Origin of the sequence: Armatimonas rosea (assembly GCF_014202505.1) — a bacterium.
GTDB lineage: Bacteria > Armatimonadota > Armatimonadia > Armatimonadales > Armatimonadaceae > Armatimonas > Armatimonas rosea.
Window position 1 is genome coordinate 386,988 of record NZ_JACHGW010000004.1, and the last position, 24,819, is coordinate 411,806.

Sequence of the window (24,819 nt, forward strand, 5' to 3'; positions counted from 1 at the left end):
ACCGCGAGAGACATGCGGCGCGCCCTTTGTGCATTCCTGCCCTTATTGGGCACCTACCGCCCCTCATCGGGCAAATCTAGCGTTATTGCGTTGTAAGAAAAGAGTAATAAATTTATGTCAGTGCAGTCTGTAGAGTTCACGCTCCCCGACGGGCGCGTGGTCTCCATCGAGACGGGAAAGCTGGCCAAGCAGGCCAATGGCTCCGTCGTCGTCAAAATTGGCGATACCTATGTCCTCGCAACCGCCACCATGGGCAACGATCCCAAGAGTGGCATCGACTTCTTCCCCCTCACCTGCGACTTCGAAGAACGGAAGTATGCAGTCGGTAAGATCCCCGGTGGCTTTGTCAAGCGCGGCGGTCGCCCCTCCGAGAAAGCCATCCTCACCTGCCGCCTGATCGACCGTCCCCTGCGCCCCCTGTTCGACAAGAACATGCGCAACGAGACCCAGGTGATCGTCATGCCTCTCTCCGTCGAGATGGAGAACCTCCCCGATGTCTACGCCGTTTTGGGCGCATCGGCAGCGCTCCATGTCTCCGATATCCCCTGGGCCGGGCCGATTGGCTGTGTGCGCGTGGGAATGGACGCCGACGGTGGGTTTCTGATCAACCCGAGCCAGGACGCCATTGCAACCAGTGATCTGGACCTGGTGGTTGCCGGAACCGCGCAGGCCATCCTGATGGTCGAGGCCGGTGCCAACATGGTCTCCGAGGCCAAGATGCTCGAGGCCTTCGATGTGGCCCATGAGGTCATCAAGACCCAGTGTGCCGCCATTGAGAAGCTGCGCGAGCTTGCGGGCAAGCCCAAGCGCGAGATCAAGCTCCACGAGTACAACAAGGAGATCCTTGATGTCATCCGTGAGCGCTTCTCCGCCGAGCTGCGTGCCGGCCTGCAGGACCCCGACAAGGCGAGCCGTGAGGCGGGTCTGACCCTGCTGATCAACGGCGTGGTCGAGAAGCTCACCCCCGAGTTCCCCGACAAGATCGCCGACCTGAAGGAGCTCGCCGATAAGGTGGTCAAGGAGCAGCTGCGCGACCTGATCATCACCGAGGGCAAGCGCCCCGATGGCCGTGGTACCACCGATATCCGCCAGATCGACTGCGAAGTGGGTCTCCTGCCCCGTGTCCATGGAACGGGCCTCTTCACCCGCGGCCAGACCCAGGTGCTCACCGCCCTGACCCTTGGCTCGCCCGGCGATGCCCAGATGGTGGATACGCTCGAAGAAGACGGCGAGAAGAAGTACATGCACTTCTACAACTTCCCGCCCTACTCCGTGGGTGAGGCCCGCTCCCTACGTGGCCCCGGTCGGCGTGAGATCGGCCACGGCGCCCTCGCCGAGCGCGCCCTGGTTCCCGTCCTCCCCGAGGCGAAGGACTGGCCCTACACCATGCTCCTGACCTCCGATGTCATGGAGTCCAATGGCTCGACGTCGATGGCCTCGACCTGTGGCTCGACCCTGGCGCTGATGGATGCCGGTGTCCCGATCAAGGCACCTGTCGCGGGAATCGCGATGGGCCTGATCAACGAGGGCGATAAGTTCGCGGTTCTGACCGATATCCAGGGCATGGAGGACTTCTCCGGCGACATGGACTTCAAGGTCGCCGGAACCGCCGATGGCATCACGGCCCTCCAGCTCGACACCAAGATCCAGGGCATCCCGCGCCCGGTCTTTGTCGATGCCTTTGAGCAGGCCCGTGTCGCGCGCCTCTACATCCTCAATAAGATCACCGAGGCGATCCCCGAGTCCCGCACCACGGCAAGCCAGTACGCGCCGCGGATCATCACCGTGCAGATCGACCCCGAGCAGATCGGCATGATTATCGGACCGGGTGGCAAGACCATCAAGAAGATCACCGCCGACACGGGTGCCAAGATCGATATCGAGCAGAGCGGCCTGGTGCACATCACCGCCACCGACGGTATCTCCGGCGATGCGGCGCGCGCCATTATCGAGGGGATGACCAAGACCCTCAGCCCCGGCGAGATCTACGACGGTGAGGTGGTGCGCTTCCTCCAGTTCGGTGCGTTTGTCGCGCTACCGGGTGGCAAGGACGCGCTCGTGCACGTGAGCCAGCTCTCCGACCCGCCCCCGAGCCGCCCCGAGGAGAACCTCAAGATCGGCGACACGATCCGGGTGCGCATCACCGAGATCGACAGCCAGGGCCGTGTGAATGCAACCGCACGCGATCTGGACACCCCGTTCGACCCCGCCAACCCCGAGCCGGGCCGACCGCCCCGTGGCCCACGCCCCGGTGGTGATCGTGGCGGCGACCGCGGTGGACGCGGCGGCGATCGCGGTGGAGACCGTGGTGGCTTCCGTGGCGGCGACCGCGACCGTGGCCCCCGCTCCGGCGGCGACCGTGACCGTGGCCCGCGCCGTGAGGACGTCACTTCGGCGTCTCCTGCCCTCGACCCTGTGGTCGAGCCGGTGGAGGAAGACGGCGACGATCTCCCGAAGGCTCGCTTCCGCCCCCGCCGCTGATCGTAACACGGGCGGCTAAAGCGGCCCGCCGGGTACCCTCTGGGTGGTCGGCAAGACCCCTGAAGGGGCCTGCGCCCTCCTCCCCGACCTTGGGAGGAGGGCATTTCTGTTATTTTTGCCCCCTCTCGCCAAACCGACCGAGAGGGGGTATTATTTTCCTATGAAATCGCTCCTCTGCGCCGCGCTGCTTGGCGCTCTTGCTCTTCCGGTCTCCGCCCAGTCCAATCCCCGCTTCAGTGCGAGCGCGGGCTCCTTTTTCCCGGGAGGCAAGGCCGGCGACCGCTACTCCAACACGAGCTTTACCTACCAGCCGCGGCTCAAGGCTCTCAGCCTAGGGCTGCCCGTCTCCACGACCTACTATCTCGACACCACGCGGCGCAAGCTGACCACCGGCACGGGGACCTCTGCCGTCACGACCACGCAGTGGATGCAGGGCTTTGGTGTCCTGCTACGGGCACACGTTCTCCCGGTGAATGCTAAGGGGCTCTATGAGACACTTGGTGTCGGCATCTACCAGCGCCACTTCTCCGATGGCACCACCAGCACGACCGGCTACGGCCCGGGAGGGAAGATCGGGCTCGGCTACCAGGTGAACTCGATGTTTGTTGAGGCCGACTACACCGCCGTGGCCCGGATCAAGGGCAACAACCAGAGCGGGTTTGGTATGCGGGTCGGGGTTCGGTTCTAGGTTTCCAGCGCCGCGAGAAGCCTCTCCGGCGCATCCACAAAGAGCGCGAGCTGGGTAATCTGCTTCTGCTTACCCAGCAGCCCTTTCACCGCGACGGGCTCTGAGAAGGTCAACAGGAGCTTGGGCTCGTCGCCGAAGGCTGCCCGAAGCACGGTTTTGTCGTCGGGCATTGCCTTGATCGGCGCGACGGAGGCGAGCTGGGCACGGGGAATCTCCGCGGTCCAGAGTAGGCTGTAGCGAAAGACGAGGCTGTTTGCGGTCACGACCACGGGGCGCAGGCGGGCTGCTTGGTACGCGGCGGCCAGCCAGACGAGCGTGTAGGCATGGAGTCCACTGAAGACCCAGCCTGCTGCGGGACGCCACTGCCGCAGCAGGAAGTGCACCACCAGCCCCTCCACCACCGTGACAAAGCCCAAGGCAAAGAGTAGCCCCCCGAGACCGCTTTTCTCCGTGTAGGAAAACTCGCTTGCCGCCAGGGTGCGACGAACCCGCGGCCCGACCAGCGCGTAGTACCCCACCACCAGCTCCAGCCCCACGATCCGAAGCCAGCGCTCCGGGATTGCCTCCAGGCGTAAGAGAGGATCGTCGATCCCGCCCGCCGTCTTGAAGCGCCGCGCCGCTGCGCTGAGTTTCTGCCAGAGGAGAGCAAAGACCGCAACCTCGGCCGCAATCCCCACCCAGAGCACCACCGGTCCCAGGTGCGGCGCACGCGCCAGTAAGACCGCCGCCACCAGCGAGCCGGTCGTGGCAACCGGCGCAGCCTCTAGGAGAGCGCGCTTCTCGGGGCGTAGCACGAGCGCATAGAAGACCAGTGGGAGCACCAGAACCAGATCGGCGAGCACGGCATAGGGAACCAAGCGCGTGTGCGAGAGCGCCGCAGAGTGTGCGACAATCCCCTCCACCACCAAGATGGCGACGGCAAGCGTGGCAAAGACGGGAAGACGGCGGGGTTTGGTTAGGGTCATCATGGCCTACAGTCTCTCCTATTCTACCGACTCCTGGCTTTCCCTAGAGAAAATAAACGTAGCGTCATATTAAGACAGTATGATATATTGCACACATCCCCAACGAATTCTCCACGGGGACCTCCTCTCGAAACCTACCACGCCTCTTCACGCGTACCTTTTTGCTTCACATAGGAAACTCCTATCATGAATTTGGCTGTTCGCCGTCCTCGCGGCTTTACGTTGATCGAGCTTCTTGTTGTTATTGCGATCATTGCAATCCTTGCAGCGATCCTCTTCCCCGTCTTTGCCCAGGCACGTGAGAAAGCGCGCGCCACGAGCTGCCTCTCCAACCAGAAGCAGATCGGGCTTGCGTTTATGCAGTACATCCAGGACTACGACGAGGCCATGCCTCTTGCCGTGGGCTCGACCACCGTCGGGGCGGCTACCGTGGCGACCAACTGGGCCGTGGACTTGATCGGGGGGACCAATGTCTCCACCGCCATCGTCCCCGCCGGCACCACCGCAGCTGGCCTCCTCTCCCCCTACATGAAGAACAACCAGATCGTCGTCTGCCCGTCGGCATCGGTGCGCGCCTCGACCACCTCCGCCGCGATCTCCTACCTCTACAACGACCTCGCTGTCGCCCAGTCCCAGGCCACGTTTACGGCGGTCGCGCAGACCATCGTGATGAGTGAGAGTAGCAGCGCCTCCGGTGCGATGGTAGGGGCAGCATCCCCGCTCCGCCTCGGTGTCGGCCATGCGGTGGTGCGTGCGATCTCCTACACCAGTGGAACCGCGCCCGCCGCCATCCCCACGACCCTCAATGTGGTCCCGGCCACCCAGCCGGTGACCAGTGTGGTGATGGACCAGGTCAGCCTCACCGATGTCACCCGGCACTCCGGCGGCGGCAACTTCCTCTACGCCGACGGCCACGCAAAGTGGGCCAAGGTGACCACGGGACCGACCGGCATCCCCGCGACGATCTACTTCCCCCCTGCCAATGTCGTCCGCACCAGCGCGATCAACAACGGCGGCGCTACTATAGTCGAGGGAACCAACGAGCCCCAGCCCGGCGGTAACATGCTCGGCTACTCTGGGACGTTCTTTCTCAACTAACCCCACACGATCGGCGACAGTGTAGTCGCCCTTTGTTTTTCACTTTTTCTGCTTCTCCCCCAACTTTTCCCAGGGAGTGTGCTACTACTAGAGCACCACTCTATGGATATACAGGACCTGCCCGAGCCCGACGATGACGCGATCCGCCGCGGCGATCCCGATGCGTTCACGGCCCTCTATATCCGCTATGCACCCCGTGTCTTGGGCTACTTGCTACGGCTAGGGGTCGCGCGGCAGGATGCGGAAGACCTCACCCAGGAGACATTTCTTGCGGCACTCCGTGGCAGTGGGAGGTTCGGGGGACGCTCGCGGCCCCTCGCTTGGCTCCTGGGAATCGCGGTGCGGCGCTGGCGCGACGGCAACCGGCGTGGCCCCGCCCCCAAGCAAGTGAGTGTCGAGCCAGGCCCCGATACGGCCAAGCAAGCCCTGCGTAAGGTCACCCTAGAGCACTCCCTACTCCAGCTCGACGAGCCCTTGCGCGAGGCGCTCCTGCTTGTTGTGGTGCAGGGGCTCTCGTATGCAGAGGCCGCGGGCGCTCTGGCGATTCCCCTGGGAACCCTCAAGTGGCGCCTCCACGAAGCAACCCGCCGCATGCGTAGACTTTTATCGGAGGGAGAGGAGCTGCCCCATGAACCATGAGAAACATGAGAAACACGAGACTGACCTGATCGATATCGCGACCGGTGAGCGGCGCGGCCTCCGTCGCTGGCTCACCCGCCGTCGCCTGACGCCCCCCGAGCAAGAGGCGCTCACCCAGACCCAAGCCCTCTTTGCCGAGCTGGGGGCGCTTGCCACCGACGCCCCACCCGAGCTCCCCGACTTCATGACCGAAGCCGCCCGGCTCCCCAGAAAGGCTCCCTTAATGAAAAAGCTCCTCCTGCCTGGCCTCGCGGCCCTTGCCCTCCTGACCATCAGCGCCCTCCCCCTCACCCGGCCGCTGGTACAGGCCCATGGCAAGCTGATCTTTGGGGGCATGCCAACCCTGATCGCGCGGCAACAGACATCGGCAAACGGCATGGACTACCGGATTCAGCTCAGCAACGCGCTCTCGAAAGGCTCGTGGAGCAACCCTGCCCCCGTGCTCCCCGAGCTCCGCACGCTGATCGCCCGCTACCCCGAGAAGCTAGAGCTCCGTGCGCTGGCGCTGAATGTGGTACTGGGTGTCTACCGGGATGCCGCACGGCGCGGAAGCGAGGCAACAGCCAAGACCCGCGCCGCTAAAAAGCTCCCCCCCGAGGACCTCGCACTCGCCCTAGCCGATGCCGACGCGGGGGCACGCCTCGCCCCCGAGAACGCCCTCTTTCCGTTGCTGAAGACCTCGATCTTACTTGCGGCGGGACACGACACGGAAGCGCTCGCGGCCTTTCGTGATGCCATGAAAACAACGGGCTGGGACGACTACCGTGCCGAGATTCTCCAAGCCCAGGCCTATGCCAACCAGCAGCGCAACCCCGACTTTGGTGGAGCAAATTTCCTGGCGAGTATCAATGCGGTCACCGCAAATGACCACCATGAGTTTGGTCTTACCGCCATGCTCTTTCCCAGCACGTTTGTGGTCGAGCACGTGGCGGCTCTGGAGCAGGCCCACAAAAACGCCGAGGGCTGGGCGCTCCGGGACGGCCTCTTCGCCCTGGGAACGCGTCTCCAAAAGCAGGCCACCAGCTATCTCGGGAGCTCCATGGGGGCCAGTATGGCGCTCCGCGCCCTGAGCCGCCCGGGCGGGGCTCCAAGTGTCGCGCAGAAGTTCACCGGGGAGGATGTCTGGCGGCAGCGTGCCGAGGCTGCGGTGACGCGCTTCCAGCCCTACGCCATCGCCCAGGGACACCCCGAGCGGCTCAACCAAGCCAGTACCGTGATCGTGCTGAACCTAGAACACCAGAGGCTCTTCCGGCATACCGACTATCTCTCTCGCTCCGTGGTCGCACTGGGCTGGTGGTGGGGATCGCTGGTGGTGCTTTTCTGGACCCTCTGGCTGATCCTCTTTGGAGGGCTCACCTACGGCCTGAACCAGACCCGCCGGGTGCGGGAGGGCAAGCCGCTCCACCCGGCAGTCGCATGGGGAGTCGTGCTCTCTCTGGTCGGCCCGTTCCTCGTGGGACAGAGCCTCACTGATACCAAGACCGAGGCAATTCTCTTCCCGATCGCGGCACTTGCCCTACTCGCGCTGATGGGCATCCACCTCTACAAAACGAAAAAGGGCTCCCCGACACGGGGCGGCAATCTTGTGGTGCTGGGGGTCTCGCTGCTTGTCGCGCTGGGGATTCAGGCGACGGCGGGCTATCTCTTGGCGGGGCCCCTGTTCTTCTCGCCGCTCAATGGGAGCGTATCGGGTGCCAACACGCTTGCGGTCGCGGGTGTGGTGGCGGCGGGGGTGGCGCTTGCCTTTCCGCTGATCATGGCGCTCGTGTTTGCGCTGCTCAGTCGGAAGCGCCGCCTCCCCGCATCGGTGGGGATCGTGCGGGGAATCCGGCGCCATGCAGTCCCCCTCGCCTGCGTCCTCGTGCTGGTCTACGCCGCCCTGACCCCGTTTGTCGCCGCTCTGGATGCGCAACAAGCCGACGAGCTCGCGCTCTATCTCAAGCACGAGGGCCAGTTCTATGCTCGCCTAGCCGGAGCCCGCTGGGACTAAGCCACTGCTCTCAGCTCCAGCCAGAGCGGGCTGCCTTGACTTTTATTGGGCCTTCATGAGAGTTGCGTCGTCGCCGGTGCCGTGGGCATCCACGCCATCGGGGCCGACCGACCAGACCTTGCCGGTTTGGGAGTCGTAGTGAAAACTCTCCTGCCCAGAGTGGGAGAACGGATCGGTGGGAAGTTTCTTCAGGTAGCCCGCTTTGACCAGCGCCCCTAGCTCCGTCGGAAACGCTCCGCCATGCTCGGCTTGCCAGGCACGGAGCGCGAGCTCCAGCAAGAGCCGCCGGCCCAGGGTTTCCCGAGAGCAATACGACAAGTACGCTTGGTTGACGGACGGCAGGTCGTTGGTGCCTAAGAGGGTTGCGGGATCGAAGGGAACCTTCTGCACATGGATTTCTCCCCCCAGCTTCCGGTAGGGTTGCTGTGCCTTCACAACCGCCTGCTGCATCGCCACTTTGTAGCGTGCCGTGAGGTAGTTATTGGCAAGCTGGACGGCGGGAATCCGCCCGAAGACTGGCTGCTTCACGAGTGACCGCCCCAGATAGCTCACATTTTCTGGCTCAACAACCCGTGTCTCCCCGGCAAGAACCTCGGCAAAGGAGAGCTGCTGCGCCTGGATCGTCTCCATTCTGGCAGTCGCTTCCCGCGCCTGAGCGGCTGTCAGGTGTGGCACCGCAACCTCCGCAGGGACGCACGCCATCCCCTGGCACAGTGCCCCGATCATCCCACTAACCAGCGCACCCGCATGGCTCGCCTGGACTCCAAGGGCATAGGCATCCAGGTAGGCCGTCATCGCCCCAGAGTAGTTCCCCTCCAGTTGCTTGAGGTTACCGTCCCGTACGCTCAGCCGCGCCAGCTCACGCACGTAGATACAATTTAGCAGCGGTGCCTCATAGGGAGTCGAGAAATCCCACGCAACTTCCTGCATGGGAAGCGTCAGCCCTTTCTTCAGAACCCCAAGGTGCCGCTTGAGCTGATCCCGGTTTTGTCGTGCCTGCTCCAGCGTAGCAAAGCCACTCGGATCTGTCAGTGCCTCGGGGAGCGCACGTGTCTTTCCCACGGGAGTCTTTTGTGCGATGCGCTCTGCCGCGGCCAGATCCTGCTTGTAGACGCGCGCCTCGGCGTTGTAGAGCGCATTGGCGGTTCCCGTTGGAGCCGTGAGCTGAGGAGTTGCCTTGAGGGGCATCCACGGGAAGGCAAAGACTCCGAGCAGGGCCAAGGCAATAAAGCGCTTTCGTGGGAGGGTTACTTCCTTGCGCGCCCGCTGCCGCCATTGCGGCGTCTGTATGACTTTTGGCGGCGCTTCCTGCGTCCGTTGCTGGCTTTGTGGGGGCGCTTGGTAGCGGTAGGACGGCGATTGCGGCTCTTGGAGTCTCTGGCGCATCGCTTAGCTCCCCGACTTTCCGTCACCCGCCCGCTGATGAAGCTGCTGGAGGACACTCTGGAGCAGCTCTGTCGTCTTGGTGTAGGACTCGTATTGCTTCTTGATATCCGTGGAGGGCACGAGGCCAGCAAACGGGTTCTTGCTATCGACCTGCTCCCCAAGGAGCGCGGCGGTGTTTTGTTCTGGGTGCCGGATATGCTCGATATTCTTATCCATCGCGTCTTTGTAGACACTGACGTGGTAGTGGTTCAGTGCCCGCAGGATCGGCACGCGTGCGAGATCACTGGGACCTGTCCGACTTCCAAAATTCGTCATGTCCCGTACCACTTCGTCGCGCCCCGCCTCAACAAGTGTCAGGAGTGGTGCCCGCTGCGCCTCAAGCGTCTCTAGGCGCTTCGCCAAGCGTGCTGCCTGCTCCGGGGTCAGGTGGGCAACACTCGCCCCGATCCTCTTCAGGCCCATGGCCCCCCAGACACTTCCCATCAACCCCGAGAGATGCGTGCCGCCATACCCCAGTTGCACGCCCATCTGCACCACATCCAGGTAGGCCTCGACCGCGGCGACGTGCTCTCCGTCGATGGCGTGGAGCATCCCCTCCTCTATCCGCAGGTGTGTTATGGAGCGGTGGGGAGAGCGGGAGACACTCCCCAGGAGCTGCGGGTCGGTGTAGGGCAAGGCGAGTGCCTTTGGCAGGAGCGCGAGCCCCGCCTTGCCTCGTGCGACTCTCTGACGAAGCGCCTCCACCGTGGTATAGCCCGACGGGTCCTCGAAGTGTGCGGGGAGTGGGGTGCCCTTGAGCGTGTAGAGTGCCTGGTCCGCCTCTTGCGCCTTTATCTCTGCGGGCGTCAGCTGGGAGCGCCGCTTGCCATCGCCCGGAATCGCCAGGACCTCCCCGATCTGCTTGTAGACCGTCGCGGCGTTTCCCTCACTTGGGACGACGACACGAGCACTCTTAGGCAGCGGGCACCAGGGGATAAAGAGAAAGGCAAAGATTCCCGCGATCACCCGGCGCGGGGTAGCGCGAAAGCGCTTCTTGTTTTTCACCTTCAGGGGCGTCCGCTGACGCGGGGCCACGACAGTGTTCTGGGGCGTGGCAACGACCGCGGCGGCACTCTGGGGGGCCAAGGTGCGCTGTGTGCGCGGGCTCTCTGTGTCACGAAGTTGCTGGCGCATGGTTGGTTACTCTCCTGCCTGTGTCTTGAGGTTCTGGAGCAGGCGGGCGATCCGCGCCGCCTGCGCCTGCTGGTTTTCATAGACCCGATGGAGCGAAAAGACCGCGATACTCGCCGGGTCGTAGGCGGGTAGCTCCTTGCTTAGCTCCGTCACGGTGTGGGAGTCGGGGTGGGTCACCAGCGCGATCCGGTGGTTGACCTCCGCCTCGTAGTGGCTCACCACGCCCTGGTTGGCAAGGCGCACCAGGGGGATGCGCGACAGGATATTTCCCTCCGTGCCGGGGTAGCGGTAGAACGAGAGCAGGCGGGCGGTCTGGTCGCGCTCCCCGGCCAGTGCCTGCGCGAGGGTCGTGTGCTGAGCGAGCAGTGCCGAAAGCCGCTCGTGTGTCTGCTTTGCCTGCGCCGGTGTCAGGTGGGCGTAGGTGCGCTCCAGGGTCTGAAGCGCGATCTGGTGGCAAGACTCTCCTAGGAACCAGGACTGCAGGTTCCCCCCCTTGCCGACCTGCACCCCCAGCTCCACCGACCGAAGCGCGGTCTCCACCGCCTCCGGGTACCTCCCCGCGTGCTCCAGAAGAAAGCCCTGGTGGCTCAGGGTCACCACAAGATCATGCACCGTGCCTCCGACATAGGTGCGCGTATCGTGGACGCCGCCATTGTCGTACGGCAGGCGCAGCGCCTCGGGGAGCTTTTCGAGTGCCGCCTGGTTCTTCTGCACCTGGCGCTGGAGTTGCTCGATCGTCCGCAGCCCATCGGGGTCCTGGTAGCTTATTGGCACAGCATGCTCACCGGGCCGCTCGGCCAGCTCCTTGCTCCATGCCGCCCACGCTGCCTTCCCGATCCCCGGCGGTGGCCTCTTCCCGTGGCCGCGGACATTCCCAGAGAAGACCTGCAGGCCCTCATAGAGCGCATTGGCCGAAGGGCCGGCGGGAGTGCTCGTGAGTGCAACCGGGGTCAGGGGCGGGCACCAGGGAACGAAGAAAAACGCCAAGATGCCCGTCAGGAACCAGCGTGGCTTGAGCCGCCACCGCGCCCTAGTCTTCGTCTCAGTCTTGGCCGTGGACTGCACCGCAGGGCTCTCGACCGTCGCGACCGCCTCGACAGTGGGTGCCTGCGGCTGGCGCTTGGAGACCCAGCCCTCCGTGGTGGTGGGCTTAAGCTGTAGGGATCTCATTTACCTTTACCTGCCTGTGCCTTGAGTTGCTGGAGCACGGTCGCCGCTCGCGCCGTGTTCTGCGTGTACCAGTCAAAATCGCTTGCCGTGTACCCTAGGAGATCGTGGTTAGGGAGCCACTCCGGGACGGTTGCCCGGAGCTTCTGCACGGTCTGGGCATCGGGGGCCTGTAGCAGCGCGAGCTGCTGCTGAACCACCGCTCCGTAGTGGGCCGCCTGGTAGTTGGCGATTACCCGCAAAATCGGGACACGGGTCATCCTGTTGATGTTCTCCGACGGCGCAAAGAAGCGTGGGTAGCTCAGGTACTGGGCGTAGTCCTTCCGCTCTGCTTGCTGTGCCGAGATCTCCGCGATAAAGGCGGGACGCTTTGCCAGGATGCTCTCCAGTCGCAGGGTAGCTGCACGGGCCTCCGTCGGGCTGAGCTGGGAAGCACTAAAGGCCAGCGCCTCCAGCCCCTGGCGCAGTGCCGTTTCCCGTGCGTAGTGGTTCGCCTGGGTCCCAAGCGCCATTGCATCGAGGTACGCCGAGACTGCCTCCCCATGTCTCCCCGCTGCCGCGGCAAGCACCCCGTGACGAATCGAAATCACGGTGAGATCACGGGAAGTTACAAAGAAAGAGTGCTGCTGGCCGTTGCGGTGATCAAAGGTCCGCGCGAGGGCCTGCTGCACCAGGGGGAGGAGCGGTGCCCCCCGCTGGTCGAGCGCCCGGATATCCTCAAGGGCCTTCACGCCATACGGGTCCTGCAGGCCCTTGGGCAAGCGCGTCTTGCCATGCGACGACTCCCGCTGGCTGTCTCGGAACGGCCGAAAGTCGTTTTTAAGCAGAGTCTCCGCGCGCGCATAGACCGCGTTAGCACTATCCGGCGCGAGCACCAAGGGCTTGTAGGGCGTGTTCAGGGCGACGAGCTTCTGGTCGGGGGGCATCCAGGGAACGACAAAGAACAAGACAAGGCCAAGGACTGCCTGACGGAGCAGGAGCTTCCTCGGGGTGCGTGCCTTCCGCCGCACCGTGCTGGGGAGCGCTTGCACGGTGCTCACGTCCACGCTCTGTTGTTGCCCACCAACCACCGTGGCAGGGACGGTGACAGGGGCACGGTAGAGCGCCGGGGATGGGGTCTCTTGTAGCTTTTGACGCATGGGCTACTCTCCGGTTTGCTGTATCTTCAGGGCCTTGAGCGCCTCGCGCTGGGCTTCCCAGTCCTGGTGCGCCTTTGCCAAGCGCTCTAACCCCGTGCCCAGGTCCTCGCTGTGAGGGAGCTTCGGCACGGGAGGAAGCGTGATCTTGGCGGCCGCCTCGGCAGTGGGAGCCAGAGCACGCGCACGGAGGGCGGTGATATAGGGCGTGTAGGCATCGACCACGCCCTGGGTCCCGTAGCGCAAGATCGCCCCCTGCCGCGCCATGCTCGCCCGTGTCTGCTCCAGCAAGCTGCCATCGGCGATGTTGTACCAGTTGAGCGGCTTGGCGACCGTGACATCCCCGTACGAGAAGCGTGACACCGTGCCCGTGAGGAGCGACTGCAATACCTCAATCGTCTGCCGCTCGCGCTCATTGGCAAGTGTCTCCCAGTCGGGCTCCGCCTGCCGCAGGTCCTCCAAGGCCGCGCGGATTTTCACCGTCTCCGCCGCCGTGAAGCGATCTTTCTCTAAGATCGGCCGCCACTCGGTATAAGCAACGTTGAGGAACTCGGAGTCGCTTACGGAGCGGACACTTGTGGCATCGAGCTTAATCATCCCTACCAAGGCCTCAACCGCTTGCGCACGCTTGCCATCGGCGAGCGCCACGGTGTACTCCGCCTCAAGCAAGCGATTCAGTGTCGAGGTGTAGACCCGCTCGTTGTCAATGAGGCCGATATCCTTGCCTAGCGCTTGGTGCAAGAGTGAGAGCGCGGTCGCATTCACCGCAAGAACATTGCGCTTGTCGGTGAGTGTCTGCTTATCGAGGTAAAAGAGGCTTGGGGTGCTCAGGTCCGACGCCGCACGAAGATAGGCCTCCCCACCGACCTCTCTCCTAGGCAACCGGACCACATGCTTAGCATGGGCTGTCGGCAGAGTCGGGGCCTCGTTGAGGCTGAGGTAGTGCAGGCTTCCTAAAAACAACAAAAAGGCCCCGGAGATCAGCGCCACCCGCTTCGGGTGCGCCAGAGGCTTCTTTACCTTCGTGAGCGAGGTCGGCGTGACACTCGCTTCGTAGTCTTCCGTGTGCTCCATCCGCGGACGGGCTTGGCTTGGGGAAACCTTCGTGGGGGCTGCGACAGCATAGCGCGGAGCGCTTTCCTCGGCGACAACAGTTTTAAGACGCATACTAGCATAATCGGCAGGAGTCCATTTCGAGGAGAGAGGTTTGTGCCCGGACAACATAGAGACCCAGACAACGAGTGTCCGGGCTTGCCCGAAGACTTGTTCTTCGGGAACCCTGTTGGTTCCGGTACAACTCGTCCCTCGGGCAATGCGTTCCTCGGAGCAAGCGGTACAATACGGCTATGTCTGCCCCCAATACCCGCTGGACAACGGCTGAAGAGCTGGCGGCATTTCCTGCCCACCTGCACTACTAGCTGATTCGAGGAAAACTACGTAAGATGGCCCCTGCTGGCGATGCGCACGGCGCATACACCATGGACTTGGCCACCGAGCTAAACTACTACATTCGTCTTCACGATCTAGGGCGTGGCTACGCCGCGGAGACGGGTTTTCGCCTGTCCCGAAACCCGGATACAGTGCTGGCTCCTGATTTCGCCTTTGTCGCCAAGGCACGCCTGACCGAGCAACCGGGACCGGGATTTGTGGCACTCGTCCCCGATCTGGTGCTGGAGACCCGCTCGCCCGGTGATACGTCGAAGGGGATGGCCGATAAGCTGGCGCTCTGGATGGGCTTTGGGGTCCGCCTCGCGCTGCACCTGGAGCCGCGCACGAAACGCCTGACGGTCCACACGCCGGGCAGCCCGCCGCAGGTGCTCACCGCAGCCGACACGCTCACGGGCGGCGATGTCTTGCCAGGTTTTACGCTTCCCCTCAGCCGACTCTTCGCGTGATTTGGTACAATGCCTCCTGAGAGCTCGCCGTCGCGAGCAACGAAACTTTTTAGGAGCAAATTGTGGCAGTTCATAATGTGACACTGATTCGTGGAGATGGGACCGGCCCTGAGCTGGTTGAGGCAACCCGTCGGGTACTAGAGGCCGCCGTGGCGACCAGTGGGTCGTCGTTTAACTGGGACGTGGTCGAGGCCGGTGTGGATATCATGGAGACGGCGGGGACGCCGCTTCCCGAGAATGTTCTGGAGTCCTGCCGCAAGAACAAGGTGGCGCTCAAGGGGCCCATCACGACCCCCATCGGTACCGGCTTCCGCTCGGTCAACGTGGCCCTGCGCAAAGAGCTCGATCTCTATGCCTGTATCCGCCCCTGTAAGAGCTACAAGGGTGTCCGCAGCCGCTACGAGAACATCGACATCGTGATTGTCCGCGAGAACACCGAGGACCTCTACGCCGGTGTCGAGTACGACCTGGGTAGCCCCGAGGCGCAGACCATCATCGACATGGCCGGTGGCAAGATCAAGCCGGGCTCGGCGATCTCCATCAAGCCGTTCTCGGTCGAGGGAATCCGCCGCATCATCAAGATCGCCTTCGACTACGCCATCGAGAACAACCGGAAGAAAGTGACCGCGGTCTGCAAGGCCAACATCATGAAGTACACCGACGGTCTGTTCTACAAGGTGGCACGTGAAGTGGCCGCTGCCTACGGTGCGACCTTTGCACCCGGCACTCCCGCCGCTGCACAGCCCGATCCCACCATGGCCGACTGTGCGGGCAAGGGCGCGGGGATTGTCTACGACGAGTGGCTGGTCGATGCGATGTGTATGCAGCTCGTGCAGAAGCCCGAGAACTACGACATCCTGGTGATGCCCAACCTCTACGGCGACATCCTCTCCGACCTGGGCGCGGGCCTTGTCGGTGGCCTGGGTGTGGCACCTGGCGCCAATATCGGTGCGGACTGTGCGCTCTTTGAGGCGACCCACGGCTCCGCGCCCAAGTACAAGGGCCAGAACAAGGTCAACCCGACCGCGCTGATCCTCTCGGGCTACCTGATGCTCAAGTACCTGAAGGAAGACGCCGCCGCCGCACGCCTGGAGGCCGCTATCGAGAAGGTAATCGCCGATGGCACCCATGTCACCTACGACATGAAGCCCGACCGCAACGACCCGACCGCGGTCGGCACCGCCGAGATGGCCGACGCGATCATCGCGGCTTTATAATTCCGGGCGTCCGGGCGGATATCCGACGGGCGGCTAAAGCGGCCCGCTGTTGCGGCAAGACCCCTAAAGGGGCCTCGTTGCGATGGCGGGCCTTCCCATTACGAGACGCAAATGAGTAAAGAGCCAACCCAATACGAGCGGTACGAGCTCCCGGATAGTATAGCCACGGTCCTCAGTGTGGTTCTCCCGCTGGGGGTGTACTTGGTGCTTCTTGGGCAACCGCTAACACCACTTTGGAAAATAGGCGGACTGGCTCTGTGCTGGGCGCTTACGGTCTTTGGAGCTGCGCCCTACGTCACGTGGTGGCTCTGGCGGCTTCTTCTAAAAGTCCGTCACAAAACAATCCCTGATTCGGTAAGCCTCCACTCCGAAAATCACACCGTTGTCTCCGCGATCGTTCTCGCAATGGTGGTCGTTGTTATTTTCCAGCTACAGCGTCTTCCGCATCGGTGAGCAAGCCCCGTGGGTCAGGACACCGCGCTACGGTTTCGGGGGCGGAAGCGCGGGGCCGCCGGTGAGGGCGCGAATGGTGTCTTTATCGAGGACGGCTCCAGTCGTAAAGTCAAAGAGATGGCCGGGGGTGTCCCAGAAGATCGGGGCGATTTTATAGCGGTGCGCGGTCTGGACCACCGTTCGGTTCCAGTACGTGGTCGAGGCGAGGTGCCGCTCCCGCTCGATCCCCTTCAGTTCCGGGTTGTTCAGGCGTCGGTCGGCGCGGAACTCTCCGAGAAGCACGGGAATCCCCTTGCGGACAAACTTCTCGTGCATCGACTTGAAGAGCGCGTCCATCCCCGCCTCGTCGGCGAAGGTCGCATTGCGCTCCGGCAGCGCGGTCGAGCGGTAGTCTTTTCCCCAAAAATAGGCCATCTTGCCCCAGGACTCGTCTTTGGACATCAAGCAGAACTGGTACGGCGTGTAGTAGTGCACCTCCACCATCAGCCGGCCCTTGGTGGGGTCCTTGGGCAAGGCATCCATGAGCTTGTTGGTCTTCTCAATATCGGTACTGGGGCCGGAGACAATCAGCCAGCGCGACGTGTTCTTGCCGCCCGTGGCGCGCACGGAGTCCACAAAGGTCTGGTAGTAGGTGAGGAGCTCGGCCATCTTGGCGGGGGAATCGACATTGGGCTCGTTGGCACCGGCAAAGAGAAGACGGCTGTCGTAGCCGGCGAAGGCCTGCGCGATCTGGGTCCAGTACGCCTTCATCTTCGTGTCGATGGCCGGATCGACCGTCCCTGTGAGCTTGTTCTCCAGCCAGCCACCGTCCCAGTGGGCGTTGATAATCACGTGCAGGCGCTGCGCCAGGCACCAGTCCACGACTTGCTTCACCTGTGCCAGGTAGCCCGGATCGATCTTGTGGGTCGTCTTGTCGGCGTGGCTGTCCCAGGCGCAGGGAACCCGCACGGTATTGAACCCCGCCCGCGCCACCGACTGGATCAGCGCCGCGCTCGGCTTGCCTCCCCAGGTTCCGACTCCACTGGGCGGCTCCATCGTGTTTCCCAGGTTCCACCCGTAGGTGGGCGTGGGAAGCTGCGCGAGTGCACGGACGGGAAGTGTGAGGAGAAAAGCGAGGCTGAGGAGAGAGAGTTGTCTGTTCATGGGGTGCTTTTACAGGTATACCATACACCATGCAGGGCAAGATAATTCTGGTCAATGGCGCATCGAGCTCCGGCAAGACAACCCTCTGCCGGGCGCTCCAAGCCGCGCTCCCCGAGCTGTTCTGGTACCTGAGTCTCGACCACTACCGCGAGCTAGGGATCATCCCCTGGGACCGTGTCCGCAGCGGTGAGTTCGACCGCCAGACCCTCCGTCCCCAGCTCTTCGAGGGTTTCTACCGGACGCTCCCCGCGCTCGCGGAGGCGGGAAACAATCTCCTTATCGAGCATATCCTCGCCCCGAATGACTACCCCGAGCGGCTCTTCGAAGTTCTCGCCCCCTTTGAGGTCTTCTTTGTGGGAGTGCACTGCCCGCTCGATGAGCTAGAGCGCCGGGAGCGCGTCCGCGGCGACCGCCCCCTCGGCGATGCGCGCAAGGACTTCGCCGTCACCCACACCTATTTCCCCTACGATATCGAGATTGACTCCACCCAGCCCGCCCCCGAAAACGCCGCCCGTATCATCACCGCTTGGCAGGCACGCCCTGTCCAAGAAAACCCCGAGAGGTAGTCCTTTGATGCTCCAAGCACCTTTTCCCTGGGAGACGCCTTTGTCACCCGTTTCACAACGAATCACAGAGTTATTTCAGACAGATCGAGAGAGTGCCTTACGCCTCGGGGACAAATTGCAAACCGTGAAAGAGGAGCTCGGTGTCGATATCAGGAACCTCTACGAAAATCTCTATCTCATGACCGAGAAGCCCCGGTACTTTCGTCGGCGCACGATCCTAGAGGAAGGATACTGTGCCGCAGTCTCACTTTGGACAAGGGCCCACGGCTACCATTTCGAATACCTCCTGCTGTTTCCCGACGAACACACCTGCCACTGGTCGCGCTCCGATGACCTCTCCGATCCCGAACAGAGAGTGCGTACCGATATCCCCCTCGATATTGCCAGCCTGCAAAAATTCTCCCGACTCCTCTACGACGGTGAGTTTCCCGACTTCAACCGTGGCATCGAACGTGGCTATCTTCTGCACTTCTGCCACTATGATTTCTCCGCGTTTTGTGGCTTCTACGACAATCCCCAATGCGAGGAATGGCTAGAATCTCGGGGGCTCCATGCGATCTACAAAATGATCCACACTACAATACATACCAACCCATCATAGATCATCACACCCCTCAGGCCGATTTATCGGTCTTGCCGCACCAGCGGGCCCATTTATGCGCCCGGATGAAAAACGATGAAAACGCCGAAAATCACCCCATGAAACCAACGGACAAACCACCCAAACAGCTTGTCAGGACCGTGATCCTAACCATTCTGATGGTAGTCCCGCTCTTAATTTCGCTTCAAGTATTCCCCGTCGCGCTCATTCAAGTTATCTATATAGCGTCGCTTCTTGCATTCCCCTTGGCGCTCTTGCTCGGCGTTTGGCTACTGAACGGAGCGTGCCACAAGCGCTGGTTTGGACTGTTTTTGGCGCTGATCGTCTTCATGCCAATCGGTTTCTTCGGCACGATGATCTGGGAATCTGGCGATGAGATGTGCCACAAAGCCGCGCGAAATGGCAGTGTGGAGTGGCTCCGCACGGTGCTCACAGGCGGCCCGGATGTCGTCGATACTCATGGCAACTCCCTTCTCATGAAGGCAGCGCAGTACGGCCATACGGAGATGGTGCGCGAGCTTCTGCGACGTGGCGCACGGACGGGCTACCGCGACGGCGACGGAGACACAGCGCTCTCGGTGGCGATCCGCTACAAGCACGATGACTGCGTTCGCCTATTGCGTGAGGCCGGAGCCCGCTGGTGACCTCTCCCCCTTCGTCCCTCGGAACGAGGGTTTCAAGCGAAGGGGGTCGCGAGCCGTGCGAGCGGGGGGATGTCCGCCGGGGGGATGCGATGCCTGTCAGGTAGAATAACCACATGGCATTTCTCGACTACCACTACTTCTCGCAGGCACTCGGCAAGCAGACGGCGGCCTATGTCTTGCTACCCGAGACCGGCGTCGGTCCCTTCCCCGTGCTCTATCTCCTCCACGGCCTCTCCGACAACCACACGATCTGGCTACGGCGCACGGCGATCGAGCGCTATGTCGCCAACCTCCCGCTGATCGTGGTCATGCCCGATGGTGGCCGGGGCTTCTACGCCGATGCCGCGGAGGGCTACGCCTACGGAAAAGCAATCGGCGAGGAGCTGGTGGACCGGATCGACAAGACCTTCCCGACCCAAGCCACCCGCGACGGTCGCGTGATCGCGGGGCTCTCGATGGGCGGCTACGGGGCGGCGCGGCTGGCACTGGCCTACCCGGAGCGCTTCCGGGCGGCGCATAGCCTCTCGGGCGCGGTGGGCTTTGGGCACAAGGACCCGAACTGGGACGATGCCCGAACCCCGGAGTTCAAGCGGATTGTCGGGGACGACTACAAGGGCGGCGACTGCGATCTCTACGCCCTCGCCGAGAAGAACCAGGCCGCGGGGACACTCCCCCAGCTTCGGATCGACTGCGGCACCGAGGATTTCTTACTGGAGGACAACCGCGCCTTCACCAAGTTCCTGACCGAGCAGGGCATCCCCCACGAGTACGAGGAGTTCCCCGGCGCACACACCTGGGAGTACTGGGACCTCCACATCCAAGACGCGCTCAAGTTCTTCTTTCCGTAGAACTCCGTGAGATCGCCGCGGTTGGAGCGGGGCGTCTTGCAGTCCTCGTGCCTCGGACACAAAGGGCTTCGCCCATAATCCTGAGTTTATTCGGGGGTATGGCCGGAGGCCTTCGTGTCGGAGCCTGCGACGATAGCAAGACGCCCCCCTCCCACGGGGGCGATCCAACTGGGGCGGATCAGGCGGTAAAATAGCGCATGCACCGATTTGTCGCGGCTCTTTTTGCTCTCTTGCTCACCCTGCCCAGCCTGGCACAGGCGCCCCGCCCGACCGAGACAGGCGGCGGACTCTACTTCGGAATCTTCCTCAAAGACACCAAGCTAGGCCACCTGCACCAGGAGCTCGACAGCAAGGCACGCTACAAAGGCAAGCCCTCCACCAAGCTCACGGCGCGCTCGGCGATGAACATCAAGATGCTGGGCGCGAACGGCAATATCACCACGTCGGAGGTGGTCTACCTCGACCCCAAGACCGGCGCGACCCTCGCGGAGGAGACCCGCACCGAGGCATCAGGGCGCGTGACCGAGGTCAAGGCGACCTACACCAAGGACTCCGTGAGCTTTACCGCCGAGATCCAGGGCACCAAGAAGTCCGGGACCCTGCGCCTCAAGCCCGGCGAGGTCTTCCTCCGCGACCCCTCCGACATGCCCGGAAGCAAGCCGGTTCCTGGCACCCGCTCCAAGGGCAAGACCTTCTCCCCCGACACCCAGACCCTCGTGGACATGGAGACCGTGGTTGGGGAGAAAGAGCCGATTGTCGTGGCGAACCGGACGGTCTCAGCTTACAAGATTCAGGCGGTTGGTCCCGTTCCGTCCACGGTCTATGTCGATGACGAAGGGGAGATCTTACTGGCCCAGGTCGCGCTGGGGATCGAGATTCGGCGGCTTCCCAAAGAGGCCGCGCTCGCCCCGGAGGGCAAGAGTGTCGACTTGGCAGACAGTATCGGCACACGCCCCACGGGAGTATCGCTGGAGAAGGTTGCCCGCACCTCCCACCACGCGGTCTACGAGCTGGGGCACGTAACTCGCCCGCTGCCCCCCAGTGACTCGGTCCAGCGCTGGGAGGAGCTCCCGGTCGCCGGAGCGGAGAAGGGCGAGAAGACCCTCAAGGTGACGGTCACGCCCCCGCTCTTGCCCACGACACCGACCGTGAAGCTCTTTGCCCAGCCCAGCCAGGCACCCGAGCGGCTCCGGCGCTATCTCAAGGCGACCGAGTACGTCCCCAGCGAGGACGCGTCGTTTGTGGCCCTTGCCCGCAAGGTGATCGGGAGCCAGACCGATGCCGCTCGCGTGGCGCAGCTCCTCGCCGAGCACACCTACAAGACCATCAAGGCCGACCCGAGCATCCTCGCGGTCCGCACCGCCAACGACATTCGCAAGGACCCGCGCGGGGTCTGCCGGGACTACACCACCTACTTCACCACACTCGCCCGTGCCGTGGGGCTCCCGACCAAGCAGTGCACCGGAGTCGCCTATGCCAATGGGCTCTTTCTCTACCACGCCTGGCCCGAGGTCTGGGTGGGCACGGATGCAAGCGGCAACGACCTCTGGGTGGCGCTGGAGGTGACCTGGGGTGCGCCCTTTGCCGATGCCACGCACCTCAAGCTCACCGAGGGCGAGATCACCGATGTGAGCAGTATCGCCGCGGATATGGGCCGCTACAGCATCAAGGTCGTTGAGGTGCGCGAGTGACCCTCCACGGGACAACCAAGGTCTGTGCAGTCTGGGGGTGGCCGGTCAAGCACTCTGCGTCGCCCGCCATGCACAACGCCGCCTTCCAGGCCCTGGAGCTGGACTATGTCTATGTCCCCTTCGCGGTCGCCCCGGACGATCTAAAAGCGGCGGTCGCGGGGGTGCGTGCGCTGGGGCTCGTGGGGGTCAATGTGACAGTCCCCCATAAAGAGAAGGTCGGGGAGTTCCTCGATGGCCTCACCGAGCGGGCCGCACGCCTAGGGGCGGTCAACACGCTCTTCTGGAACGACGGCCAGCTCTGGGGAGACTCAACCGACGGTCCTGGCTTTCTTGAAGCGCTTCCCTCCTCCCCCGAGCCTGGCAGTGAGGCGGTCGTGCTGGGCGCGGGGGGCAGTGCACGGGCAGTCGTGGATGCCCTGGTCCAGAGCGGGGTGCGCGTCTCCATCGCCAACCGGACCCTGGCACGCGCCGAGGAGCTCGCTGAGCGCTTCGGTGCCCACGCAGTCTTGCCTCTGGAAGAGACGCCCCTCCGCACCGCCCTGAAGAGCGCCTCCCTCCTGGTCAATACCACCAGTATCGGGATGTATCCCAACGACAGCGACTGTCCGCCGCTCACCGACGACTCCTTCCACCGTGGGCTCTCGGTGATGGACTTGATCTACAACCCACGCCAGACCCAGCTCCTAAGACGCGCCAACCGCTGGGGCTGCGACACCCAGAATGGCCTTGAGATGCTGGTCCAGCAAGGTGCCATCTCGTTTCGTCGGTGGACCGGCTACGATCCCCCCACCGAGATCATGCGCAAGGCTGTGCAGCTCCAATACCAACGATGAACAACCTCAACGATCGCTTTCTGACCTTTCTCGACGACGAAAAACATGTCCCGGATCGCCGACCTGTCTGGGGGATGCTGGCTATCGTCGGTGGCCTCCTAACACTGCTCCTGGGGGTGGCCACCGCGCTCCTCTGGCGGCGGCTGTTCGCTGCGCCGCTTTTTCCCTTGGGGATCTGGCTGGGGTGCTGGGGGTGCTGGCAGCTCCTCACGCGCCAGCGCGACCGGTGGCTCGCACGGCGTGTCCGGGAGATCGCCGAGACCGGCCAGCGCGTCAACGGCTATCTCGTCCGTGCCAGCGACTCGCTCTACCGCCCCGGCTCCCAGGCGCAGCCCTGCCAGGTGCTCATCAGCTTCCAGAACGAGGTTGCCAGCGACGCGGAGTACATGCAGTACCTCGCCCAGCGCTGGGCGGAGAAGACCCCTAGCCGGGAGCGCAGACGCCGCTACCGCCGTGTCAAGCTCCCGCACTCCCTAACCGACGGCTCGACCGTGTACTGCTGCGATCTGTTTGTTCACCCGGGCCTTCTAGCATCGGGCTACCTCACCAGCTCGGTGCTCCCCTGCCTAGCCGAGCCCGGCGATCAAGGCGGGCTCGAGCTGGTTCCCTACTGGCTCCTCTTTCCCTATGTTGAGGTTCCGCAGGGCCAGCGCCAGCGGCTCTAGAGCGCCTAGCCCACCGCCTGCCGAATCCCCCAGACACTGTTGCGGATCAGCTCCTGCCGAAATGCCGCACAGGCCTCCGGGGTCGGGAAGGCACGCCGAGGAATGATCAGCACCCCCTGGGGATCGAAGGGCAGGTAGAGGTTGTGCTCGTCCTCTTCAAACGGCTGGCAGGCAGCCCAGAAGATCAGCCGTCGGTGGCGCGGTGAGTGCACCCGAATTCCATCGACTTCCAGTGTCACACTGCGCACTCCCAGCACCTCTTCCGGGATCTTCTTCTCCGGCTGGAGGGCGAGCACCAGTGCTCCCACCGCGAGCCAGAAAAAGAACGCCGGGGACTGCCAGGCCCCCAAGCCCGCCGAGAGCGCTCCCGCCGCGACCAGCCACCACCACTTCGACGCGGACTGTGGCCGGGTCCGGTCAACACGCTCGTTCCAGGTGAGGATATCGTCTTCGCGAAGGCTATAGGTTATCGTCATTCTGCTAGGTAGCGTTTGCAAGACTCGCGCCAGAGTAGCGAGAAATTTTCGCGGAGCTCGCGGCGCTCTCTAGTCCCCCCGCTCCAACCGGGGGGACAAACGCCAGGGGAAAAGGCTAGACAGACCCGCCAATTTCCTGCATACTAACACCATGCTCACTGAAGAACAGGTCGCGTCTTTCCGCGAAAACGGCTACTTGAACTACGGGCTGGTGCTAACCCCGGAGCAGACCGCCGAGCTCCGTGATGCGCTCGCCCGCTGCAAGGCAGGAAGCTCACCACAGGCCGCCGAGTCCAACCGCAATATTTCCTGGGGGAAAGAGAAGGGCTTCGTGGTCACCCAGATTGTCAATATGTTCCAGGCGGAGGAGGCGTTTCGGCGGCACCTCTACAACGAGAAGATTGTCCAGATGGTCGCCCAGCTGATCGGGACCGACACCGTGCGGGTCTGGCACGACCAGATGCAGGAGAAGCCCGCGCTCGTCGGCGGCCCGACCACCTGGCACCAGGACCACCCCTACTGGCCAATCATCCAGCCCGCCGATCTGGTGAGCGCCTGGGTCGCGCTTGAAGACGCCGACGAGGCCAATGGCTGTATGAGCATGGTGACCGGAAGCCACAAGTGGGGGCCGAAGAACGGCGGCACGATCGGCACCATCACCGACGAGAGCGATCCCCATGTCTGGGGCCCGGACTACAAGCCAGAGTGGATCCCCGAGGGTGAGAGCGTCAAGGTGGTCTCCCAGCCCGTGAAGGCCGGCGGCGTGGTCTTCCACCACTGCCTCACCTGGCACGGCGCGCCGGTCAACCGCACCGAGCGCCCCCGCCCGGCGATTGCGGTCCACTATATGCCCGGCTGGACCCGCTACGAGAAAGAGCCCGGCCGTGAGCACCTGGTCGAGCACCATATCACGGTCCAGCCCGGCGAGGAGCTCAAGGGCGACTTCTTCCCCACCGTGATGGAGAATGGCGTGGTGCTCAAGCCGTAGGTATCCCTCCCCGTATTGGCACCCCCGGGCCCCTCCCTTCGCTTGAAACCCAACTTCGTTGGGACGAAGGGAGGGG

At 63.4% G+C, this 24,819-nt stretch carries 23 protein-coding genes; 15 read left to right on the plus strand and 8 right to left on the minus strand.

What is annotated here, in order from left to right; genetic code table 11:
• The first annotated feature begins 114 nt into the window (after positions 1 to 114).
• Together HNQ39_RS21345 and HNQ39_RS21350 are read left to right on the plus strand one after the other, a co-directional pair.
• Positions 115 to 2,481, plus strand: coding sequence for a polyribonucleotide nucleotidyltransferase (locus tag HNQ39_RS21345; RefSeq protein ID WP_184201630.1), 2,367 nt, complete (start codon positions 115 to 117; stop codon positions 2,479 to 2,481).
• A gap of 160 nt (positions 2,482 to 2,641) precedes the next feature.
• Positions 2,642 to 3,169, plus strand: coding sequence for an outer membrane beta-barrel protein (locus tag HNQ39_RS21350; protein ID WP_184201633.1), 528 nt, complete (start codon positions 2,642 to 2,644; stop codon positions 3,167 to 3,169).
• Here the strand turns inward: HNQ39_RS21350 and HNQ39_RS21355 are convergent.
• Positions 3,166 to 4,137: a hypothetical protein gene (locus HNQ39_RS21355; protein WP_184201636.1), complete on the minus strand. Its 972-nt coding sequence runs from the start codon at positions 4,135 to 4,137 to the stop codon at positions 3,166 to 3,168. The genes HNQ39_RS21350 and HNQ39_RS21355 overlap by 4 nt on opposite strands.
• Positions 4,138 to 4,320: 183 nt before the next feature.
• Here HNQ39_RS21355 and HNQ39_RS30680 point away from each other — a divergent pair, with 183 nt between their 5' ends.
• The 3 genes from HNQ39_RS30680 (at position 4,321) to HNQ39_RS21370 (ending at position 7,861) form a co-directional block, all read left to right on the plus strand.
• Positions 4,321 to 5,232, plus strand: coding sequence for a DUF1559 family PulG-like putative transporter (locus HNQ39_RS30680; protein ID WP_184201639.1), 912 nt, complete (start codon positions 4,321 to 4,323; stop codon positions 5,230 to 5,232).
• 102 nt (positions 5,233 to 5,334) lie between these two features.
• The gene (locus tag HNQ39_RS21365; protein WP_184201642.1) at positions 5,335 to 5,871 is read left to right on the plus strand and encodes an RNA polymerase sigma factor; all 537 of its coding nucleotides are present in this window, start codon (positions 5,335 to 5,337) and stop codon (positions 5,869 to 5,871) included.
• Positions 5,861 to 7,861: a hypothetical protein gene (locus tag HNQ39_RS21370; protein WP_184201645.1), complete on the plus strand. Its 2,001-nt coding sequence runs from the start codon at positions 5,861 to 5,863 to the stop codon at positions 7,859 to 7,861. Before HNQ39_RS21365 ends, HNQ39_RS21370 begins: the two co-directional genes overlap by 11 nt.
• A gap of 42 nt (positions 7,862 to 7,903) precedes the next feature.
• On the opposite strand, the gene HNQ39_RS21375 is transcribed toward HNQ39_RS21370, so the two are convergent.
• The 5 genes from HNQ39_RS21375 to HNQ39_RS21395 are packed head-to-tail and all read right to left on the minus strand — an operon-like array spanning position 7,904 to position 13,890.
• Positions 7,904 to 9,247: a hypothetical protein gene (locus tag HNQ39_RS21375; protein ID WP_184201648.1), complete on the minus strand. Its 1,344-nt coding sequence runs from the start codon at positions 9,245 to 9,247 to the stop codon at positions 7,904 to 7,906.
• Between the two features lie 3 nt (positions 9,248 to 9,250).
• On the minus strand, positions 9,251 to 10,420 hold the full coding sequence (locus tag HNQ39_RS21380; RefSeq protein WP_184201651.1) for a hypothetical protein: 1,170 nt from the start codon (positions 10,418 to 10,420) through the stop codon (positions 9,251 to 9,253).
• A gap of 6 nt (positions 10,421 to 10,426) precedes the next feature.
• Entirely contained in the window at positions 10,427 to 11,590 is a 1,164-nt protein-coding gene (locus HNQ39_RS21385; protein ID WP_184201654.1) for a hypothetical protein, read from the minus strand.
• A complete protein-coding gene (locus HNQ39_RS21390) occupies positions 11,587 to 12,726 on the minus strand; it encodes a hypothetical protein (protein ID WP_184201657.1) in 1,140 nt (379 codons plus the stop codon). The genes HNQ39_RS21385 and HNQ39_RS21390 overlap by 4 nt, the downstream gene beginning before the upstream one ends.
• Positions 12,727 to 12,729: 3 nt before the next feature.
• Complete coding sequence (locus HNQ39_RS21395) at positions 12,730 to 13,890, minus strand: hypothetical protein (protein WP_184201660.1); 1,161 nt, start codon at positions 13,888 to 13,890, stop codon at positions 12,730 to 12,732.
• A 254-nt stretch (positions 13,891 to 14,144) separates the two neighbouring features.
• Here HNQ39_RS21395 and HNQ39_RS21400 point away from each other — a divergent pair, with 254 nt between their 5' ends.
• Together HNQ39_RS21400 and HNQ39_RS21405 are read left to right on the plus strand one after the other, a co-directional pair.
• Entirely contained in the window at positions 14,145 to 14,618 is a 474-nt protein-coding gene (locus HNQ39_RS21400) for a Uma2 family endonuclease (RefSeq protein ID WP_343075984.1), read from the plus strand.
• 62 nt (positions 14,619 to 14,680) lie between these two features.
• Entirely contained in the window at positions 14,681 to 15,835 is a 1,155-nt protein-coding gene (locus HNQ39_RS21405; protein ID WP_184201665.1) for an isocitrate/isopropylmalate family dehydrogenase, read from the plus strand.
• Positions 15,836 to 16,315: 480 nt separating this feature from the next.
• Here HNQ39_RS21405 and HNQ39_RS21410 read toward each other — a convergent pair whose 3' ends face one another.
• Positions 16,316 to 17,431, minus strand: coding sequence for a glycoside hydrolase family 5 protein (locus HNQ39_RS21410; RefSeq protein WP_184201667.1), 1,116 nt, complete (start codon positions 17,429 to 17,431; stop codon positions 16,316 to 16,318).
• 29 nt (positions 17,432 to 17,460) lie between these two features.
• Between HNQ39_RS21410 and HNQ39_RS21415 the strand changes: the two genes are divergently transcribed.
• From HNQ39_RS21415 to HNQ39_RS21445, 7 genes are all read left to right on the plus strand, one after another.
• Positions 17,461 to 17,997, plus strand: coding sequence for a chloramphenicol phosphotransferase CPT family protein (locus HNQ39_RS21415; RefSeq protein WP_184201669.1), 537 nt, complete (start codon positions 17,461 to 17,463; stop codon positions 17,995 to 17,997).
• Positions 17,998 to 18,121: 124 nt separating this feature from the next.
• Positions 18,122 to 18,598 carry a hypothetical protein gene (locus tag HNQ39_RS21420; protein ID WP_184201672.1) on the plus strand — a complete coding sequence of 159 codons (477 nt, stop codon included), beginning with the start codon at positions 18,122 to 18,124 and terminating at the stop codon, positions 18,596 to 18,598.
• Positions 18,599 to 18,696: 98 nt separating this feature from the next.
• Positions 18,697 to 19,242 carry an ankyrin repeat domain-containing protein gene (locus tag HNQ39_RS21425; RefSeq protein ID WP_184201675.1) on the plus strand — a complete coding sequence of 182 codons (546 nt, stop codon included), beginning with the start codon at positions 18,697 to 18,699 and terminating at the stop codon, positions 19,240 to 19,242.
• A 113-nt stretch (positions 19,243 to 19,355) separates the two neighbouring features.
• On the plus strand, positions 19,356 to 20,090 hold the full coding sequence (locus tag HNQ39_RS21430; protein ID WP_184201678.1) for an alpha/beta hydrolase: 735 nt from the start codon (positions 19,356 to 19,358) through the stop codon (positions 20,088 to 20,090).
• A 197-nt stretch (positions 20,091 to 20,287) separates the two neighbouring features.
• On the plus strand, positions 20,288 to 21,781 hold the full coding sequence (locus HNQ39_RS21435) for a transglutaminase-like domain-containing protein (RefSeq protein ID WP_184201681.1): 1,494 nt from the start codon (positions 20,288 to 20,290) through the stop codon (positions 21,779 to 21,781).
• Entirely contained in the window at positions 21,778 to 22,614 is an 837-nt protein-coding gene (gene aroE, locus HNQ39_RS21440) for a shikimate dehydrogenase (protein ID WP_184201684.1), read from the plus strand. The genes HNQ39_RS21435 and aroE overlap by 4 nt, the downstream gene beginning before the upstream one ends.
• Positions 22,611 to 23,279 carry a hypothetical protein gene (locus tag HNQ39_RS21445; protein ID WP_184201687.1) on the plus strand — a complete coding sequence of 223 codons (669 nt, stop codon included), beginning with the start codon at positions 22,611 to 22,613 and terminating at the stop codon, positions 23,277 to 23,279. Before aroE ends, HNQ39_RS21445 begins: the two co-directional genes overlap by 4 nt.
• A 5-nt stretch (positions 23,280 to 23,284) precedes the next feature.
• Here the strand turns inward: HNQ39_RS21445 and HNQ39_RS21450 are convergent, their stop codons facing one another.
• A complete protein-coding gene (locus HNQ39_RS21450) occupies positions 23,285 to 23,755 on the minus strand; it encodes a YcxB family protein (RefSeq protein WP_184201690.1) in 471 nt (156 codons plus the stop codon).
• A gap of 151 nt (positions 23,756 to 23,906) precedes the next feature.
• Here HNQ39_RS21450 and HNQ39_RS21455 point away from each other — a divergent pair, with 151 nt between their 5' ends.
• Positions 23,907 to 24,743 (plus strand): phytanoyl-CoA dioxygenase family protein, encoded by an 837-nt coding sequence (locus HNQ39_RS21455; RefSeq protein ID WP_184201693.1) that lies wholly within the window; start codon positions 23,907 to 23,909, stop codon positions 24,741 to 24,743.
• Positions 24,744 to 24,819 lie beyond the last annotated feature (76 nt).